Here is a 19,959-nt window from a genome sequence, read left to right on the forward strand (position 1 = left end):
ATCTTTTCAAAAAAAAAGCAATCCCTATTTTTACCGCCAAATCATATAATATGCCTCAATACCCCAATAGACAATTTCTTGATTTTGAAACCCCCATCAAAGAGTTATATGAACAAATTGATGCAACAAAAAAATTAGCAGAGAAGAATCCTAAAATAGACTATACCCTCACGCTACAGCAACTGGAAGCTTCTATACTTGAAAAGAGAAATGAAATTACAGCACATCTAACCCCCTGGCAAAGAGTGCAGCTTAGCCGTCATCCCGACAGACCCTATACCCTGAAATACATAGAGAAAATGTGTACCAACTTCGTGGAACTGCACGGAGACCGAAATGTGAAGGATGATAAAGCAATGGTGGGAGGATTTGCTCAACTAGACGGCGAAACAGTAATGATTCTGGGCCAGCAAAAAGGGGTTAATACCAAAATGCGCCAGATGAGGAATTTTGGTATGGCCAACCCAGAGGGATACAGAAAGGCATTACGCTTAATGAAACTGGCAGAAAAATTCAATAAGCCCGTTATCACACTGATAGATACCCCAGGTGCTTTCCCGGGACTGGAAGCCGAAGAAAGAGGGCAGGGTGAAGCCATTGCCCGTAATATTTACGAGATGATGAGACTGAAAGTGCCGATTGTTGTTGTAATCATTGGAGAAGGTGCAAGTGGTGGCGCATTGGGTATTGGTGTTGGTGATAAAACCCTGATGATGGAAAATACCTGGTATACAGTTATTTCTCCCGAGAGTTGCAGTTCTATTTTATGGAGAAGCTGGGACAAAAAAGAAACTGCCGCAGAACAGTTAAGACTTACCGCTTCCGACATGAAGGGATTTGGATTAGTGGACGAAATTGTTCCTGAGCCACTCGGTGGTGCGCACTGGGATTATCAGGAAGCAGCTGATATATTAAAGAAAAATATACAACAGGCTTTGGCTGAATTTAAAAACGTTGATCCCGCAGAAAGGATCAACAATAGAATTAATAAGTATTGTAAAATGGGATTCTGGGAAGAGTCTGCTATATAAGATTTATGCAAGTTCAAAATCAATTAAAAGGAACAGGTGTTGCGGTCATAACCCCATTTACCAAAGAGAATGCTGTAGACTTTACCGCATTGGGCAAAGTCATTGATTTTTTAATCTCCAATCGCGTAGAATACCTGGTTTTATTGGGCACTACAGGAGAAACCCCTGTACTATCCACCGCCGAAAAAACAGATATTTTGTTGTACTCCTATGAAAAAATTGCTGGAAGGGTTCCTGTTGTAGTAGGAATTGGCGGGAATGATACCAGACATTTGCTGGAAGACTTTACAGTGCTACCCCTTGAAAAAGCCACAGCGGTATTAAGTGCGGCTCCTTATTACAACAAACCTTCGCAGGAAGGTATTTTTCAGCATTATAAATTGATCGCCGAAGCTTCTACCAAACCCATTATTCTTTATAATGTGCCAGGCAGAACAGGCAGAAATATGTCTGCAGCAACCACCCTTCGATTGGCCAATGAAGTTCCGAATATAATAGGAATTAAGGAAGCCAGTGGAGATATGGCTCAGTGTATGCAAATATTGAAAGAACGTCCTGAAGGCTTTTTGGTATTAAGTGGAGACGATGCATTGGCTTTACCACAAATAGCTTGTGGCATGGAGGGAGTTATTAGCGTTGCTGCCAATGCGTTTCCGTCAGAATTTGGAAATATGGTAAGAGCTTGTTTAATGAATAACTTTTCTCAAGCCAGAGCAATCAATAACGAATTAATCCCAACTTATGATTTAATGTTTGCAGAAAACAATCCTGCAGGTGTTAAAGCATTTATGTATAAAATGGGGCTAATTGAAAATGTTTTGCGCCTTCCGAACGTGCCTTTGAGCAAGCCGGTGTTCAGTGCCATTGAAGAATGGATGAGTAATAACCGTTAGTATCCTAAAAAAAAAGAGAGTTTAAAAAAATTGCTGAACAAATTCGTTTTCCTTTAACTCAGCAAGGTTTTCAACACTTAAAGGCTTACTTACAAACTGGGCAACAACAGGGAATTTTTTTGCTCTGGAAAAGTCTTCCGGATCAATCGTAGAGGATAGAATTATAACTTTAGTTTGGGGCAATTTATCCGCAAATAGCGGGATATAAGCCTCCAAAAATTCCCAGCCGTTCATAACTGGCATATTGATATCCAGTAAAATCAAAGAGGGTGCGTCAGCTAAAGGATCTGAACTGGTAGCAAATAAATCTTTAAAGTAATCCAGCGCATCACTACCATCAACAGCTGTTACCACATCATTGGTAAAACCTGTTCTTTTCAAAAGTAATTTTGAAATAGTAAGTGAGATACTGTCATCGTCAACACAAAGAATTTTATTAATCATCTATCTAAAGATTCTTTTACTAATTATCCTATTAGATTGAAGATACGGCGAAATCTTTAAAAATGCATCATTTTCGTTTCGCTTTTTCCCATAATACAGACTGTTCGGTAAAACAATATCTCAGTAAACCTGCTACAACCGCATAATTCATCAAACAAAAGTAATAAGGAACAAAAAATACTTTCACTTTTAATTGCCTTTGTTCTAAGATCCAACCCAGCAAGGCCGCCATATAAAAAAACAACTGACTACCCAGCATCAAACCATAGATATTGATCCAACCATAGGAATAAACCAGTAGACAGTTCAATACAAAAGCCAACACCATCATGTAAGGGGTTACCATCCACCTAAGTATCCGATGACTAATATATTCAAAACTTAAAACAGGTTGTTTAAATGGCAATAAAAGCGACTTTAGCCGAATGGTTGACTGTACGCCTCCAGCTGCAATTCGTATTTTTCTTTTTAGCTCCTCCCCTGTATTTGCTGATGCCAACTCAGAGGCATAAGCATCCGGCTCATACACTATCCTATATCCTTTTAATGCAATATGCATTGAAATCATAAAATCGTCTAAAATGGTATCTGGTTCTACCGGTGTATATAGATGGGTTCGAATGCTGAACAATTCCCCCGCTGCACCCACAACCGAATACAACTCAGAATCCCATTTCTTTAATTTTGATTCATATTTCCAGTAGAAACCCTCCCCTGCCGTTGCATCTGCGGTATCATCAATCTGAACTCTTTTTTCTCCGGCAATTGCCCCAACAGTTGGGTCAATATAATGCCTGCACATTAGCATTAACGCCTCTTTGTTTAACATCGTATTGGCATCGGTAAAAACCACCACTTCGGAACTTACCTGTTCCATTGCACGATGAACGGCTGCAATTTTACCACTTCTTCCAGGTTGGTGCATCCCCTTTATTTGTGGATACTTCGCAACAATGGATGGGGTTTCATCTGTAGAACCGTCTGTTATAAAAATGTAAGTGATTTTATCAGCCGGATAGTTTAATGCCAGCGTATTAAGTATCTTTTCTTCTATGCAGTAAGCTTCATTATAGGCAGCAACAATAAGCGTTAAGGAAGGGGTATAACCTGGCTCAGGACTATTCTTTTTTCCTTTTATAATTGCTTTTACTTTCAGCAACAAATACAATAACAATCCATAGCCAATATAGGTATAAAAGACAATGAATACAGATATCCAAAAAATAATATGCATAGTTTTAATTAAGGCTTGAATCCCAATTGCTTACTATTGATACCATTGGTTAAATTCCACCAGATAGCATTAAATAGTTGCTTAATGAAGTTATAATTTTTCTCCCTGATATAGGTTAGCAGATTTCTCGGAGTAACAATAAGCAGAAAATAAAAATAAAAACAAACTGCTTTCAAAAAAGGGGCGTTCCTTCTGATAAAAAGAATGCGATTTCGATTCATGTAATACTCTTTCAAGGCACTTTTCTTTCCAACAGAAATCGACTCTTTATGATAGATGGTAGCTTTCATATTTACCCAGATATCAAACCCATTTCTTCTAATCCGGTCAGCCCAATCCAGTTCTTCATAATAGAGAAAGAAGTTTTCTGCCATTGGACCAGATTTCTGTATGGCTTCTCTGGTAACCATCATAGCGGCACCGTGCGCAAATCCGGTTGGTCCAACCAATTGGTCGTATTGTCCTTTATCTGTTTCGAACTGCCCAATACAGGCGTTTCTGGCTGTAAAATAATTCATGGGCGTATATCCGGCATATTGAAGCATCTCTGGCTGATCAAAATAAAGCAACTTGGGCGAAACAACACCCACTTCTGGGTGTTGAACAAGTGTATCAACCAATTTATCAATCAGTCCTTCAGTAAACTCTGTATCGTTATTCACAAAGAATAGGTAATCGCCGGTTGCTGAATTGAGTCCAAGATTGTTTCCTCCTGCAAAACCCAGATTCGCTTCAGAACGAATAAAATGAACTTCAGGATACTTACTCTCCCAAATGGGAACTGGATTATCCTTACTTCCGTTATCAACTACTATGATTTCAATGTTTTTATAAGTATTCCTGGAACGGATAGAATCTAATAATTCGTCAGTAACATGGCTATGATTAAAATTGACTGTAATAATGGAGACTTTTTTCATGAATCTTATACGGCAATTAGTTCCGTAATTTATTTAAATTAGCGCACAAAGTGAAATAATAGGTGCTATGGCCACGGACAACAGTCAGGTTTTAAAAATAGAGAAGGTTTTTGCTGAGTTTATAGAAGAGCTCGAGAAACAGCCTGTAAGCAAGCAAAAAGCTATAGAAATGCAGCACCTGTTTTTACACACGATGGAAAAAACCTATAAAGTAGCAGATAATTCCTACGTTGATGACGCAAGAGGCAACGAAGAAATTGTTTTAGACATGGATAAGCTATTGAGACAACACCGCTCATTTAGCGTAAAAAACCTGCCAGACAAAGCAATAAACTGGGCAGCGGGATTGGCTTATTCTGGTGTTGGCTTACTTTTTATTACGGTAGGTTTCTTAACCATTGTAACACCTACATCAGCTGAATTTGAAATTGCTACTTTATTTTATTTTAACGAACATGATGGTTTTACCGTTCTTGATGCATTCGCACTAGTGGTGATTTTTATTGGAATATTTTTCTTTATCAAAGCCTTTGTTGCACAGGACAAGAAAGATTAATCTAATCTATTTTTGCATCAATCAAAGAAAGCACTTCGTCATTTTCTGCAAACTTTCTGGCAAAGAAACAACCAGATTGCATCATAGATGGCAAATCATCCTTAGTGAGCATTTTAGGGTTTTTTAACCCTTCGGACCAATCTATATATCTTAGGTTATCATTGACAATATCAGACCTGAAAGTGGAATTATACAAAAGTGTCTGAAAGATAATTTCATCTGGTGCCCATGAATATGAAAAGAATCTTGAGAATGCAGGATTGGTCTCTAACCTTCTGATAATAAAAACTACGTGCTTTAAAGTAATAGTAAACCATTGAGATCTTCCAACTGGAATAAGATTCTCAGGCAGCTTCCGACGGGGCATTATTAAATTAAGGGCTTTCTGGAACTTGTATTTCCCTGGTATAGACCAATGTGTTAAATGATAAGACCTTACCCTGCTTATCGCTTCTGTCCATTCGGTTTCAATGTCCAGGCATTGCATAAATGCTTTCCCCGGATTCATCTTTAAAAAATCATGGAATTTTGAAACGGGCTGTATTGGATAATCCTGCCCACTTAAGAGGTTTACATAATCAATAGCCAACCCTGATGCAACAATCGCCTCAAATCCATTAACAGTAGCTTCTACCATGCTATAAGTTGCCCATTGAATATCGACTCTTTTATCAACAAAATAAACGCCATTAACATCTTCTAATGCCTTTCTGAAAGGCAGAATATCAGTTTTGGCATCCACATGTATGAAGAAAAAAGCTTTGCTGTGCACAAGCTTCTTAACCAGCCGCATCAGCTGACCCGGTTTGGAATGGACAAGAATTAAGTGAGCTACAACCATTTATTTTAGTTTTTAACCACGTAGTTTCTTAATATTTTTCTAATATTAATGTATCCTGATACAAAAATACCAGACAATTTAAATGGTATATGCTGATTAAAACGATAGTAACCGTAAAAAATTCCAACCAATAGGGGTAAAGATGTAGCCAAAGCTGCTCCGTATAAATTTCCCGTCAAATATATACCGACAAAATCGCCAATTACGTTAACCAGCAACATTAGAAGTACTTTAATAAAATTGGCTTTGGGTTGATGAATGATGTCAAGAGAAACGGCAATAAACCGATCAATAGGGTAAAATATCGCCAGCAACATCATTATTCTCAACAAATTGGCTGCTTCAGAATCAACATATTTGCCCCCGCCCAACAACCCTGTTGCAATATCAGCAAACAGTATCGCTCCCAATGCCAATGGAACAAAAGCAAGTGTTAATGTTCCAGCATATTTTTGCATAATATATGCCACTTCACGTTTATTGCCATTATTAAAAGCTTTAGCTAAGGAAGACATAGCAGTGGCCAGCGTACTTCTTAATGGAATTTCAATAATCTCCATGAGTCGGCCGGGTAAATTATAAATAGCAACAGCAGCCGGTCCAAGCATATAAGCCACAATAAAAGTATCCGCACTTCTAAGCATATTTGCACTGATGGTAGTACCTACACTATACTTTCCAAAGTGATAGATTTCCTTAACACATGCACTGGTTTTAGATCCCAGTGTTTTAATGCCAGACCAACCTGCCAGAACTGCTATTAAACTCGTCAATGATGCTGAAGCAATATTTACAATAAACACATTCTGTAAGTGCATCTGATCAAAAACAATTAACAGAATAACAGAGAGGATAAAACTTCCCTGTGTAATAATTCTCAATATCAATAATTTGTCAAATCGCTGATCTGCCTGCAGAATCCACGAAGCAATACCAGAAGGTAAGGTTGATAAAAAACTCCAGCCAAACCACTGAATAATTACCAATATAGCCGGATTATCAAAGTACGTCTTTAGAGGAACAAATAAAAGATTGATGATCCCCAATACAGCTGTAATTACAATCGCCAAAAACCAAACTGAACCAAGCACTTCTTTTGCACGGTCCTGTTGAGTACCCGTATAAAATTTAACCAATGCTACCTGTAAGAATCCGGTTCTAAAAGTATCCAGTAAAATAGCTACTGTCTGAAAAAACACCCAGTATCCAATTTCCTCAACAGTAAGGGCTCTGTATAATACAGCAACTGTTATCATTGCTAATACCGACATTGCGCCATTGCCTGCTAAAGACAAAAAATGCTTATTATTCAATTGCCCTACCAGCTTCTTAATCATAAAGGTCTGAGATAATCTATCTGAATTTACAATAATATTTAATCCAAATGCTTTTCAATAGCTTTATAAATTTCTGCCACACTGTTTTCCCAGGTATGTTCAGCGGCAAAGCCTCTTCTTTTTAATTGCTTCTCTTTACCATCTTCCTGTAAAGCAAGTTCAATTAAATCAATATATTCAGCTGCATTTTTTGCCAGATAAGTGTAATTAGAAAAAACGGCTTCCATAAATGGAGTGCTTGTTGCAATAACAGGCTTTCCCATAGCCAGGTACTCATCAATCTTCCTGGGATAATTACCAATAGTTACCTGACTAATTACTTGTGGATTCAGACAAATATCAAAAGAGTTAATAAAAGCAGGCAAATCATCAGGAGGCTTAGATCCAATAAAATGAACATTAGACAACTGATGGAGTTCGCTTTCTTTAAAGAGGTCGTCCTCAGGACCTACTAATATAAGTTGCCATTGAGGTCTGCTTTTGGCAATCCGGATTAGAATATTAATATCGAGTCGAAGCCCCAGCAATGCCCCTACGTACCCAATTTTAACACCCGGAATCTTTTTAATTTCATCCGGTGCCACCCCATTAAAATTCATAAATAAATCCAATTCGCATCCCTGACCAACATAATAAGAATTGGGATTGTATTGTCTGCAATAATCTGCCAGATAGGTAGAATTTGCCACACAGATATCAGAGGAAGTAATCAACTGAGGTTCCATTTTTTCTCCATGCTTCTTCCAGTAATCTACAGCAAGCATATAGTCTCTGGAATAATAGACAGATAAAACAGGGTTTAACATTTCTTTCAAATGAAAACTCCTGAACATATCATTATCATTGAACAAAATAAATTCAGTGAATCCCAATTTAATAATTGCCTTTTGGATACTACTGGCAAAACGGCGATTATTAATTTTATTCAATACTTTAAAAAGTGGATGAATAGAAATCCAGTTGATAGATTCAATCATTGAATCGGGATATAAATTCCAAAGATTATCACTTATCTGGATTAAACCAGTAGCCCTGCCCTCAATAATTTCTTTCCGTTTCTTAATTTTTACATCACTTCCATTTCGCATTAAAGTAATCCGATCAAGCGGAGAATTTACATATAAAACCCTGTTGTGTTTACTAAATTCAAGAGCAATATTCTTGCAATTACTGCCGATTTCAACATCCCATGGTTGTTGACCAACTATAATAATGTCTCTGCCTTTAATCATAATTTTTTATTGAATACGGGTAATATGTCATTTTGCGAATCAAGACGTTTGGTAATAACAATAAGTGCTGCAACCAAGTAAAATAAGGTATTTGATGGAAACTGAACGATTGCCTCCTGCGGATAATTTCCAATATGATAGGCGAAAATAACCAGAATCATTGCCAAACATATAGATTTTAAAGTCGGATCTTTTATAGAATAATAATTATTGATGCCTACTTTAAGAATAATAAACATTAAAGTACAAAATATCAAAAGTCCAACCCAGCCTGTTTCAACTGCTACCCTTACATAACCACTATCAGGTGGGAAATTAGCAAGAAAGGAATTGGGAGCAAATCTTTTACCCCACATACCAGTAGCGCCTAAACCTCCTCCAAGTGGATGACTCTGAATAAAAGGCTGGATTCGTTTTTGATTCAACTTTCGCACGTTGAATGAAGCATCATCCGAAGGTTTAAATGCAGTTTGAAAACGATATATGGTAGGATTGGATGTTGGAACAAAAATTAAGGCTGCAAATCCCAATGCGCCAACAATGGCCCCAACCATTACTTTTTTATTGAACTTTAAAATGGCATAGAGCGCCATTGCTGCAGGAGGCAAAACATAAGCCCCCCTGGTTCCTGAAAATAACATGGAAGTCAAACATAAAAAGGCACTGATCATCAAAAGAACTTTAGTCCTTCTGGAAAAAGGCCCTGTTAACAGGCCAATACAAAGCAGTGCACTAACCACCATATTATACGAAAAGGCTACCGGATCAGTAAAAATGGAAAACTTCCTCCATTGCCCTCCAATGAATAAAAGCCCTGCAATCTCAGGATCAGAATATAAATAAGCTTCTTCAAATGCTGTAAAACCAATGTATTGTTGCTTGTACCCATACAAAGCTGCAAATACGGAAAGCCCAATCCAGATTTTCAGTATTAACTTGATAAAATCAAGTGATCTGATGTTATATAAAAAAACAAAGAACATCATCATAATTACTGCAACAGATCGAACCGTATATACCCACGCAAGTCTTGACTCTGCTGTTGGATTTATAACCTGAATTAAATTATAACAGATCCAGACAAGAATAATAATACTGATTGGGCTTTTAAAAAGCGCCCAGTTTGATTCTGTTTTTTGCTGAACAAATATTCCCAAAAACAAGAGCAGCTCCATTCCATCCATTAAAGTACCTAAAGGGAAATCCGTAATATTCATCCTGCCTACATACATTATTAAATAAGCCGCAACGATAAAAGTAATAACCCCAAATTTTGGATAAAATATTAGGGCTAATACTACAGGCAACCCAATTAACATTAATAATATAAGCACCCCTGGAACCAACCCTAGTTTACTCACCACTAAGGAAAAAAATACAGCCGCAGCGCCAAAAAAAACCAGACCCAAAATCCCCCCCATTTTTCTTACAATGAAAAAATCATGCAAAAGAGTTAAAAAACCTTTTGGATTGTTTTTTCCACCAACTGGTATTTGGAATGGCTCTTCCATTAAAGAAAAAGTAGTTTGATAAAAAAGTAATAAACACTTGCCCCGGCAAACACCAACGCTGCAAGCTTTGTTAAACGATCCAGTTTTTGCTGATCATGAATAGCCTGCTCTTCTTTACTAAGCCTTTTGGAAGATGGTTTTATTCTCATGTTCAATCGGCATTTTATTCTGTTTCAGCAGAAACAGGTATAAAAAAATAGTTTAAAGAAGATTGTCCCAGATATTTAATCATCTTCTTGTTTTTAATAATGTATGTTTCATATCCGAGTTCTTGCATTAATTGAATACATGAGTTCCTTCGGTTATTATCCCACAATTCCGCCATAACAATTGGGCGGAACTTCGCAATCAGATTTTTGGCTCCCTTTAGAACAAAATATTCAAAATTTTCTACATCTACCTTAATTCCTACCACAGAATTATCCTTATAGCTTTCCCAATCACTGTCTAAGGTTACCATTTCTACTTCCTCCGAAATACTGGCCTTAAGCATCTCCATATCTCCTCTGTCTACGTCCTTATCAATATAACTAAGCCCCTGCTTTTTAACACCTTGGATAACGGGGGTTTTAATCATCACAGGTTCAATGCTCTCTCCTAAAGCTTTCTGTCTCACTTCTACATTATTGACACCAAAAAAAAGAACTACTTTATTAATAATGCCGGATAGTAAGCTTATGGGTTCATAAGAAACAATAGAAAAGGACTTAAATGCCTTTGCAAAAATTACAGTTGTATAACCCACATTGGCTCCTGCGTCAATAACTATCCCGTGTTTTTGCTTTTTAACCAGTTCTATAAAAAAAACAAAATCCATATCATCTTTCAGTAATTGAAACCTGAGCACCCGGTAGATACTAAACCAGAACAGATATGTAGGATATCCGATGATTCTCTGAATAAGAAACTGAATGAAATTTTTTATTTTTTGCGCCATTAATTCAATTAGTCTGTTTTTTTATCCGCATGAAAATGTTTGGTTGCCACAGACCGCTTATTTGCCGAACGCACACTCATTAATGACATCACCTGGTAAAATATAAACTTGGGAATACCCCAAAGTGATTTATAAATTTTGGGGTCAGTATTACTCATAATCAGAGACATCATAAATCCACCGATAAAAATAACAAAACCAAGTGCCCAAAGTAAAGCCGCAAAAGGATTTAAAATCAAATTCAATAAAAGGCAAAACAATCCTAGTAATAAAAAAATGAACAGAGGTGGCCTAAGCAATATCAAGCCAAATAAAAACTGATTCCAGTTGAGTCGGATTAACCCTTTTGCGGTTATTCCAAATCCAAATTTAAAATACCGAAACCAGGTATTAATCCATCTGGCACGCTGATTTACCAACTGATCGCTTTTTGAAGTCTTCTCATCATACACTACAGCATGTTCTGCAAATGCAATCCTATTACCCCTGATTACGATTTCCTTCTGTAATACCTTATCGAAACCAGCTCCTGTAATATCCAAATGCCCCAGGCATTCTTTGTACAATGATGTTGTGAATGCCATACCCGATCCTGAAAGGGTAGCAGAAGATCCTACATTAAATAATACTTTACCATCGTAAAAATGATAATAAATATCTCTTGCCCCATCCAATGCCGCGTATAATGTGTCTAAATTCTTGGCATCCCTTACACCCTGAACTGCTTTGTACCCTAAATCAAAATATTCATTTAATGCAAGCAGATAATCAGGGTCAACCAAATTGTCGCTATCAATAATGGTTAAGCGCTCATGAGATCTCTTAAATCTTTCAATAGCATAAAAATGAGAACGGGTATTACTTGAGAGTGTCTGTTCCGGGCGAAGTATAATAACTCGCTCGTCTTCAAAATGAAGTCCGGAAACATCACATTTATCAGCAACAATATAGATAAGATAATTACTGTAGTTTAGTTTTAAAAGAGAAGATACAACAGAAGGAATTAAAGTGGTTTGTTCATATGCCGTAACTATAATGGCATAATCCGCCTCATCTTTATTAAATTGAATATTTTTCTTTTTGTTACCTGTTAACGCATATAATAGAAGTAAAAAAAAGGGAAGGACCAGATTATAACCAATAGCAATCTGAAAAAAAGCCCAGGCAAATTCGAGAATGAATTGGAAAGTCATTTTACCGCAATTAAATTATTTAGGAATCTTGTTAAGGCGATTAATAATCACTTTATTCAAAGCCCATCCTGCAAACTGATCGCCCAAATCGTAAAGATATTGAACACTTTGATTTTTGCCGTTCTTTATTGTTGTACCAGCAGCATAAATAGCTACCACTTTCTCGGCTAATACCACCCACTCTCTTGATTTATTTAGTTTATCCATGGATGGTGCTTCAATAATAATAATATCAAAAACGTCTCTTAGATAAGTAAGTTTGGGTTTTACAATAGATTCATCACAAAATTCAAAAATAGATGTATCTCCTCCACGGTTTCCAAGAACACTGATCTTGCCTTCCTTGATAATTTCGCCGAGCGTAATCCTGTTTTTTAAATAATCTTCCAGATATGTGTTGGTGCCTGTTGTTTCAGTAATCGTAGGCTGATCAAAATTGCCATCAATTACCAGTACCCGCTTATTCACCATAGAATAAGCATAGGCAAGACCTAATGAAATAAGCGTCTTACCTTCTCCATCAGTTAAACTAGTTATAGCCAGCAATTTCTTGTTCCCCATTTCCCTTTCAACTTCAAAACGGAGGGAACGAAGTAAATTTTTAAACGCAATTGTAATTCTGTTTCCTTCCCCATTCTTCCATAGATTGGTTAAATCTAGCATGGAAGTATTAATATAGGGCAGATAAGCCAGAACGGGAAGATTGGTCTTATTAGCCAGTTCTGAAGCATTCTGTATACTGTCATCTAAATAGAAAATTACAAACAAGGCTGCCAGACAAAAAACAAAACTGATAATACCGGCAAGGGCTACGAGCAATAATTTTTTGGAGGGTTGAGCCGGGCCTGGCATGGCCATTTCAATCTGTCGAAGCTGAACAGTCATGCTCGATTCCAGTGAAGTCTGGTTAAATCGATTCTGAATATCCAGATACTCCTTGCCTGCAACATCCACTGAACCCTCATAACTTTGAATCAGCGCCTCATGAGGAACCAGCATGTCAAACTTTTCATTCAACCTTCTAAGCTCTGAAGAAAGTGGATCAATACTGCTTCTAGCCTGATCAAGTGCTATTTCCAGATTCAGTTTTTGCTGAACCAGCAATTGTTTATTTGCCAACGGGCTTACCAAAAGACGGTCGGTTGATTCTAATATTTTACCTTCCAGTTCACTTCTTAAAGAATCTTGTTTCTCTTTAATTCTGGGATCAAAATTACTTTTAACCAAATCGTTTGTCACCTGCCTTAGCCTGTCTCTGGTAGCTATGACTGATTGATTCACATCCACCACTACACTTTCCAGATATCGCCTGTCTTGTGGACTAAACTTACTTTCAATACCCCGGATTGCTCCCTGGTAGGCTTCAACATCTTTTTGTGCAACTTGCAATCTTGATTCATAATCTGCAATCTGATTGTATAGACTTTTAGCCTGTTCATTCAGATTCAACACCCTGTTACGTATTTTATAGTCTCTCAGCAATCGCATTTTCGCGGTCATTGAGTCAAACTTTTTCTTCATCAGCATATCTAAAAAATTCACCGCCTTCTGCTGATTTCCTTTAATATAATTGCCGTAGAAGTCTACAAATTCTGAGATTAAAGTATTAATTACAAATGCCGATAAAAATGGATTTTCAGACTCATATTCAAAATCTATGAAGTCACTGTTATTAACTCTGTAAATAATAATTTTTTTCTGCAGTGTGGGCTCATCATACCCCATAGAAATGAGCAACTGATTTATTCCAAACTGATCCTTATCAAAGAGAGAGAGGGGCTCTTTTGAAACTATATGTTTTTTAAAAACATCCAGTGCATGAGCTCTCGCTTCAGGGCCTATCTCATTGAGTAGTTTACTTGGAGGTCTGAATGGTTTATCGCTGGTTAAATCATGAATCATTAATTGAAATGAAACCTGATCAAAAATTCGTTTCAACCTGTTCATTTCAATCAGGTTACTGAATTGCTGGGAAATTTTATTCTCGTCCTGCGTTTTATTGGTTTCAAGAAACTGTTGAGATTGGTCTACCAAACCAGTGGATATTCTAGATCTGGACTTAAAGGTATCAGGAAGCTTTCGTACAAGAAAATAGGTTATAAATACGGCAATCATTGGCACAATGAGCAGTATATATTTCCTCTTGTATAACAGTAAAAAAAACTTCTGTAATTCCATTTACTTTATCTCTTCCAGTTTTTTCCCTACCAATTCTTCCAAAGCATTTTTTGCAATTAAAGCGGCACTTTCGGCATCAATAATTTTTTGTCTTTGATCGGCATTCTGAATCATTACTTTAGTAAAGTTTTCTAAAGTCTCCTCTCCCCTTTCATACCGAAACTTCAATTGTTTATACAATGCCTCAATGTCTATTGCGTTCTGATTTTGCACTTTCAAAACAGAAAGTGTTTGCATGTATCTGAAATAACGATTCTTAACATCTGTTTCAAGTGTTATTGCATACTGCTCAGCTGTTAATTGCGCAATTGCCAGCTCCTCCCTCGTTTGTCTTATTACCGTTGGCTTCTGTATGATATTACTGAAATTGATGAATAATCCTATCTGCACACCGGTTAATGTAGCATTGGTTAATGTTACGGATGTACTGGGGCTATAAAATGCTGATAAAGTAAAAAAGTCGAACCAGGAAAGTCTTGCTTTTTGCAAATTATAGTTGGCCACATTTACCCTTCTTAAGTTAGCTTTCATTAAAGGATAATTCTGTTTGGCACTAAAAATCAGTTTCTCTAAAAAAGGATAAGACAACTCAGGAATCATAGATTCCTGGGCCCTAATTTCCCTGGAAGAACCCAACAAAAAAGAAAAAGAAAAAAGCAAAAAAAACAGCCTTTGCCTGATGCAGGAAACTCTTACCGAAGACAGCAGGCAGGATTTAGGGTAATTTATATCTAAACCAATGATTCTCATAAAGATTAAAGATAAATAATATAGTTAAAACCAATAGTTTAGATATCCCCACTTTATTCAAATATCAGGATTGACATCTTAAATAAAGAAAAATCAGCAGAATTATACAGATTCTTTTTGTAAAAGTGCGGGTATGGTTCTAAGAATCAACTTGATATCGTACCAGAAACTATGGTTTTCAGCGTACTTGTTGTCTAACATAAGTCGTTCTTCCTCGGACATTTCACCCTTTCCTCTTTTCTCTACCTGCCAAAGTCCGGTAATACCAGCTGGAGCCATGAAACGCATGGCATATTTATCTGTTGTTAATTTTTCTGCCTCATATAACGGCAAAGGACGATTGCCCACAATGCTCATATCCCCTATAATCACATTCCAAAGCTGCGGTAGCTCATCAATACTGCTGTTACGGATGAACTTACCCACTTTGGTAATTCTTGGGTCATCTTTGAGCTTAAAGAAAGCCGATCCGGCTTTGGCTTTTTTATTCTCGCTGTATTGCTTCTCGCACCATTGAATGGTATCTGAATAAATGGGGAATTTACAACCAGTACCTGCGGCTTTACATTCATCACACAGATATTCCTCTTCTGCTTTATCATTGGTGGTTTCGTCAGCTGCCGGTGCGTATTGGTTTAGGTGTTTTAAATCCTTCAGGCGCTTATCTGCATTCACGTACATAGACCTGAACTTATAAAACTTAAAAGTCCTGTACCCTGAACCCACCCTGAGTGCGTAATAAAAAATTGGGCCCCGCGATTCTAGTTTAAGCAGGATACAAACGGTAATCAATAAAGGCGATAACAACAGCAAAGCCATACTGGCAAAGAAAATATCAAATACCCGTTTAATAAAAGGGGTTTTATATTTATGAAAATCCAATACGTTATTAGCGTGCTTTAAGTCATTCCACTTTTCAATTAAAAAGGGGATTCTGATTTCCAGATTTTCTTTGTGAATAGGCAGTTTAAAAACATCGGCTACACCAGATTTAAGGGTCATTCGAACCGTACTCTCACTCAATTGCTGGCTCACCAGAAAAAATGGCACATTAATGTTTTTTTTATTGACCAGCGTCTCCAGCAAAGAAATACCACCAATACCCAATACTTCACTTTGCGAAACAATAGCAACCAGATTAAACTTGCTTTTCTCCCATTCGGCAAAAAAAAGCAGCGGGTTGGCAAAACGCCTTAAACTGCGTCCTCCTAAATTGGCAGAGGAAAATATTTCGAAAATATTATCATCACAATTGAGGAAAACGATGATTTGCTCCGGGGGGGGTACTGTTGTATTCATTGGCCCTTTTAATGAAATTATTTTCTGATTCTGCGTAAAACTACTCTAAGCCTTGCTTCCAGTTCTTTAGGATTAAATGGTTTTACCAAATAATCATCTGCCCCGGCTTCCAGACATTGTATAATCATTTCAGAACTCTCTTCTCCGGATAATATGATAATAGGAATGGCATTGAAAAAATCACTGGCCCTTAACTGCTTGGTTAGTTCCAGCCCCCCCATTACAGGAGTATTCAGGTCAGATATAATTAAGTCAGGAACATTTCCTTGCTGCAAAAAAGCCATTGCATCAACCCCATCTTTAAAAATTTCTACCTGGTAAAGCGTACTCAGGTATTTTTTTAAAATTAGTTGCATGGTCATCTCGTCTTCAACCACAACAATTTTTAAAGTATCTGAATTTGAGAATGCCATATTTTTAAAATTTTGCTAATGTAAGAAATCTAAATATATTTAAATATATAAGAGCCGAATTTAATAGAAATTAAATCAATTTTTCTACAATTTTATCCCTCATGAGACCTATTTCAATCCCAACTTATATTGAACAATTATTCAAGACCAATCCAAAAGAAATTGCAACCACTGCTCTAATTAGAGAAAGATACGGCAAAATTGCCAATCAGCCGCCTGTGGTTTCCATAGTTATTCCTGCGTATAATGAAGAGGAAAATATTCTTCAAACCTTGCTTTCATTAAGCAACAATGAAACCCAATGGCCTGTGGAAATAATTGTTGTGAATAATAATTCAAAAGACAGAACTGCCGAAATGGTTATGGCCACGGGTATCCCTTGTGTAAATGAACCCAAACAGGGTATCACCAATGCAAGAAATGCCGGACTTGCCATTGCTAAGGGTAAGTATATATTAAATGCCGACGCAGACACTATTTATCCCAAAGATTGGATAGAGGAAATGATTAAACCGCTGGCAACCAACGAAAACATTTGTTCTGTTTACGGTAGATTTTCCTTCATTCCCATTGGCAGTACAGGGAGATTTACCTATTTTTTCTATGAATATTTTGCAGATTTCATGAGGTGGCTGAATAAAGTGTTCAGAGACGAAGCCATGAATGCCTATGGTTTTAATTCGGGGTTCAGAAGAGAGCAAGGACTAGAAGTGGAAGGATTTAACCATCCTCCTGGAACCAATGAGGATGGATGGCTAGCGCTAAAACTAAGAGAAAAGGGATTTGGTAAACTGTACTATGTAACCAATATAAATGCCCTTGTATGGACTACCGACCGAAGAATTCAGATTGACGGTGGGCTTTGGAAAGGAACCTGGAAACGGCTTAAAAGAATGATTGGATGGTAAATAAGCTAATAGTTGAGCATAAAGATGATTTAATCAATTATACCGGTACCTTGCTTGGGCCTAGTGACTGGATTAGCATTAACGAAAAAATGATTTTTGATTTTGCTGCACTTACTGGTGACAAACAATGGGTTCATACCGACCCGGAAAAAGCAAGCAGATGGCTTCCGGAAGGAAAAATTATTGCGCATGGATATTTAACCCTTTCTCTATTATCTAACCTGCTTTACAGTCTGGTTGAAATTAAGGGTATGCAGTCTTTTGTAAATTATGGGATGAATAAACTGAGATTTATTCATCCTGTTCAGGTTAACAGCAGAGTCAGACTCAAAGCCGAACTAAAAGAAACAACCCTTTTGGACAATACAAACATTCAAATATTACTTGGCTGTACTTTGGAAATAGAGGGTAAGGAAAAACCAGCTTATGTGGCTGATCTCATTGCATTAATACAATAAAATATGTTACCATATACTAGTATGGAATTACTAAGATTCCTGTTATTTCATGTTCATCCTTTAGAAAGACTTTTTAGTTACGAAAGATTTGCCCACTTGAATAAAGAACAGGCATGGATGATGATTGAATCTGCCAAATTACTGGCGGATCAGGAAATGGCTCCATATTTTAAAGCCATGGATGAAACCCCTGCTCATTATGATGGAAATGGAAATGTTATTACCCATCCTGCCTTAAAAAAAATAATTACTATAGCAGCAGAGCAAGGTTGGATTGGAGGCAGCGCCATTTTTGAACACGGCGGCATGCAGTTACCTGAATTGATATTTGGAACAGCACATCATATTTTCCAGGCGGCTAATAACGGCGTGCAGGGTTATCTGGGTTTATCTGCAGGAGCAGCGGCTTTAATTACCAGTTTTGGCACAATAGAACAACTTACACAATATGTTCCTAAAATTTATTCAGGTGAATGGCAGGGTACAATGGCCTTAACAGAACCACAGGCAGGAAGTTCACTTTCTGATATAACAACGAGCGCACAAAAAAAATCTGAGTCAGTCTACTTAATTAAAGGACAAAAAATATTTATCTCTGCTGGACAACACGAAGCCTGTGAAAATTTTGTACATTTAACACTGGCAAGAATTGAAGGATCCCCTGCAGGGGTAAAAGGAATTTCTTTATTTATAATACCAAAGTTCAGACCTGAGCCAGATGGTAGCTTAACGTATAATGATGTGTATTGCGCAGGTGACTTCCAGAAAATGGGACAACGTGGATATGCCACCACTCACTTATCCTTTGGAGACAACGACAACTGTATCGGATATTTAGTTGGAGAGCCCAATAAGGGATTGAACTATATGTTCCAGATGATGAATGGAGCCAGAATCAGTGTCGGTTTATCTGCTGCTTCTGTTGCCATGGCTGCCTATCAATATTCACTTCAATATGCCAAAGAAAGACCACAGGGAAGAAAAGCGGGTGATAAAAATCCGGATGCAGCTCCGGTTCAGATTATTCAGCATTCAGACGTTCAAAGAATGCTATTAACCCAAAAAGCGATTGCAGAAGGGGCCATTTCGCTTGGACTGGAATGCAATTTATTATACGATTTATGTCATGCCACTAAAGGCGAAGAAAAACAATCCTACCAATTATTGCTAGAAATTCTTACCCCTATTGCCAAATCATACCCTTCAGAACAAGGAAGCAGATCTGCCGCCCTTGCCATTCAAACATTAGGGGGCTATGGATTCACAACAGACTTCCCTGTTCAACAGCATTATCGCGATTTAAAAATCATGTCTTTGTATGAAGGCACAACTGGAATTCAAGCTATTGATTTGTTGGGCAGAAAAGTAATTATGGAAAAAGGACAAGCACTTGACTTGTTGATTGGAGAATTCAAAAAGGAAATTACCCATGCTTATTCTTCAGAAATACTAACGGCAGAAGCTGAACTGTTAGATCAGGAAGTGGCAAGAATCAGATGGGTTTTAAATAAACTGAAACCCTTTACAACATCAGGAGATACCGCCAGGTATCTTTCAGATGCAACCGTGTTCTTAGAAATGCTGGGATATGCAGTAATTGGATGGCAATGGCTTAAAATGGCTACAAAATCATTGGAATTATTATCCTCAGAGAACCTTTCTTCAGAGCAAAAAGCATTTTATGAGGGTAAAATTCATGTTTGCCGGTTTTATTTCAAATATGAACTACCGCATGCTTCAGCCTGTGCCGCCATCCTAACCAATGAATCGGCATTGACATCCATTCAAAATTTCGACCTGTTCAATTGATTGGTTATATTTACG

General features: G+C 37.3%; 20 protein-coding genes. 6 read left to right on the forward strand and 14 right to left on the reverse strand.

Translation table 11 applies throughout. The features are described 5' to 3' along the window. The first annotated feature begins 50 nt into the window (after positions 1-50). Both F777_RS0111885 and dapA read left to right on the forward strand, forming a co-directional pair. Positions 51-1,031, forward strand: a complete 981-nt coding sequence (locus tag F777_RS0111885) for an acetyl-CoA carboxylase carboxyltransferase subunit alpha (protein ID WP_026752230.1) — start codon at positions 51-53, stop codon at positions 1,029-1,031. A 5-nt stretch (positions 1,032-1,036) separates the two neighbouring features. Next, positions 1,037-1,924: a 4-hydroxy-tetrahydrodipicolinate synthase gene (dapA, locus tag F777_RS0111890; protein ID WP_026752231.1), complete on the forward strand. Its 888-nt coding sequence runs from the start codon at positions 1,037-1,039 to the stop codon at positions 1,922-1,924. 21 nt (positions 1,925-1,945) lie between these two features. Here dapA and F777_RS0111895 read toward each other — a convergent pair whose 3' ends face one another. The 3 genes from F777_RS0111895 to F777_RS0111905 all read right to left on the reverse strand — a co-directional run bounded on the left by F777_RS0111895 (position 1,946) and on the right by F777_RS0111905 (position 4,522). Continuing rightward, on the reverse strand, positions 1,946-2,368 hold the full coding sequence (locus F777_RS0111895; protein ID WP_026752232.1) for a response regulator: 423 nt from the start codon (positions 2,366-2,368) through the stop codon (positions 1,946-1,948). A gap of 67 nt (positions 2,369-2,435) precedes the next feature. Continuing rightward, on the reverse strand, positions 2,436-3,602 hold the full coding sequence (locus tag F777_RS0111900; protein ID WP_026752233.1) for a glycosyltransferase family 2 protein: 1,167 nt from the start codon (positions 3,600-3,602) through the stop codon (positions 2,436-2,438). A gap of 8 nt (positions 3,603-3,610) precedes the next feature. After that, on the reverse strand, positions 3,611-4,522 hold the full coding sequence (locus F777_RS0111905; RefSeq protein ID WP_026752234.1) for a glycosyltransferase family 2 protein: 912 nt from the start codon (positions 4,520-4,522) through the stop codon (positions 3,611-3,613). Positions 4,523-4,589: 67 nt separating this feature from the next. Here F777_RS0111905 and F777_RS0111910 point away from each other — a divergent pair, with 67 nt between their 5' ends. Continuing rightward, positions 4,590-5,078 (forward strand): hypothetical protein, encoded by a 489-nt coding sequence (locus tag F777_RS0111910; RefSeq protein ID WP_026752235.1) that lies wholly within the window; start codon positions 4,590-4,592, stop codon positions 5,076-5,078. A gap of 1 nt (position 5,079) precedes the next feature. Here F777_RS0111910 and F777_RS0111915 read toward each other — a convergent pair whose 3' ends face one another. The 11 genes from F777_RS0111915 to F777_RS0111965 all read right to left on the reverse strand — a co-directional run bounded on the left by F777_RS0111915 (position 5,080) and on the right by F777_RS0111965 (position 16,769). Then, entirely contained in the window at positions 5,080-5,919 is an 840-nt protein-coding gene (locus F777_RS0111915) for a beta-1,6-N-acetylglucosaminyltransferase (protein WP_026752236.1), read from the reverse strand. 5 nt (positions 5,920-5,924) lie between these two features. Beyond that, the gene (locus F777_RS16685; protein WP_051408599.1) at positions 5,925-7,256 is read right to left on the reverse strand and encodes a lipopolysaccharide biosynthesis protein; all 1,332 of its coding nucleotides are present in this window, start codon (positions 7,254-7,256) and stop codon (positions 5,925-5,927) included. A gap of 38 nt (positions 7,257-7,294) precedes the next feature. After that, positions 7,295-8,488, reverse strand: a complete 1,194-nt coding sequence (locus tag F777_RS0111925; RefSeq protein ID WP_026752237.1) for a glycosyltransferase — start codon at positions 8,486-8,488, stop codon at positions 7,295-7,297. Then, the gene (locus tag F777_RS0111930; protein ID WP_026752238.1) at positions 8,485-9,999 is read right to left on the reverse strand and encodes an O-antigen ligase family protein; all 1,515 of its coding nucleotides are present in this window, start codon (positions 9,997-9,999) and stop codon (positions 8,485-8,487) included. Before F777_RS0111930 ends, F777_RS0111925 begins: the two co-directional genes overlap by 4 nt. After that, positions 9,999-10,148 carry a hypothetical protein gene (locus tag F777_RS18020; RefSeq protein WP_161631515.1) on the reverse strand — a complete coding sequence of 50 codons (150 nt, stop codon included), beginning with the start codon at positions 10,146-10,148 and terminating at the stop codon, positions 9,999-10,001. The genes F777_RS0111930 and F777_RS18020 overlap by 1 nt, the downstream gene beginning before the upstream one ends. A 14-nt stretch (positions 10,149-10,162) precedes the next feature. Further along, positions 10,163-10,936, reverse strand: a complete 774-nt coding sequence (locus F777_RS0111940) for an FkbM family methyltransferase (RefSeq protein WP_026752239.1) — start codon at positions 10,934-10,936, stop codon at positions 10,163-10,165. Positions 10,937-10,944: 8 nt separating this feature from the next. Beyond that, positions 10,945-12,129, reverse strand: a complete 1,185-nt coding sequence (locus F777_RS0111945; RefSeq protein ID WP_026752240.1) for a glycosyltransferase — start codon at positions 12,127-12,129, stop codon at positions 10,945-10,947. 15 nt (positions 12,130-12,144) lie between these two features. Further along, on the reverse strand, positions 12,145-14,244 hold the full coding sequence (locus tag F777_RS0111950) for an exopolysaccharide transport family protein (protein WP_152530913.1): 2,100 nt from the start codon (positions 14,242-14,244) through the stop codon (positions 12,145-12,147). A 63-nt stretch (positions 14,245-14,307) separates the two neighbouring features. Further along, the gene (locus F777_RS0111955; protein ID WP_026752242.1) at positions 14,308-15,057 is read right to left on the reverse strand and encodes a TolC family protein; all 750 of its coding nucleotides are present in this window, start codon (positions 15,055-15,057) and stop codon (positions 14,308-14,310) included. Positions 15,058-15,159: 102 nt separating this feature from the next. Next, positions 15,160-16,356 (reverse strand): sugar transferase, encoded by a 1,197-nt coding sequence (locus F777_RS18435; protein ID WP_026752243.1) that lies wholly within the window; start codon positions 16,354-16,356, stop codon positions 15,160-15,162. Between the two features lie 17 nt (positions 16,357-16,373). Continuing rightward, positions 16,374-16,769 (reverse strand): response regulator, encoded by a 396-nt coding sequence (locus tag F777_RS0111965; protein WP_026752244.1) that lies wholly within the window; start codon positions 16,767-16,769, stop codon positions 16,374-16,376. Positions 16,770-16,870: 101 nt separating this feature from the next. On the opposite strand from F777_RS0111965, the gene F777_RS16690 reads away from it, so the two are divergent. The 3 genes from F777_RS16690 to F777_RS0111980 are packed head-to-tail and all read left to right on the forward strand — an operon-like array spanning position 16,871 to position 19,944. Next, positions 16,871-17,677 carry a glycosyltransferase family 2 protein gene (locus F777_RS16690; protein ID WP_051408600.1) on the forward strand — a complete coding sequence of 269 codons (807 nt, stop codon included), beginning with the start codon at positions 16,871-16,873 and terminating at the stop codon, positions 17,675-17,677. Beyond that, positions 17,671-18,135, forward strand: a complete 465-nt coding sequence (locus F777_RS0111975) for a MaoC family dehydratase (protein WP_026752245.1) — start codon at positions 17,671-17,673, stop codon at positions 18,133-18,135. The genes F777_RS16690 and F777_RS0111975 overlap by 7 nt, the downstream gene beginning before the upstream one ends. 3 nt (positions 18,136-18,138) lie before the next feature. Beyond that, positions 18,139-19,944 carry an acyl-CoA dehydrogenase gene (locus F777_RS0111980; protein WP_026752246.1) on the forward strand — a complete coding sequence of 602 codons (1,806 nt, stop codon included), beginning with the start codon at positions 18,139-18,141 and terminating at the stop codon, positions 19,942-19,944. Positions 19,945-19,959: the final 15 nt, after the last annotated feature.

The sequence above is a fragment of the Sediminibacterium sp. C3 genome, from assembly GCF_000508085.1.
Lineage (GTDB): Bacteria > Bacteroidota > Bacteroidia > Chitinophagales > Chitinophagaceae > Sediminibacterium.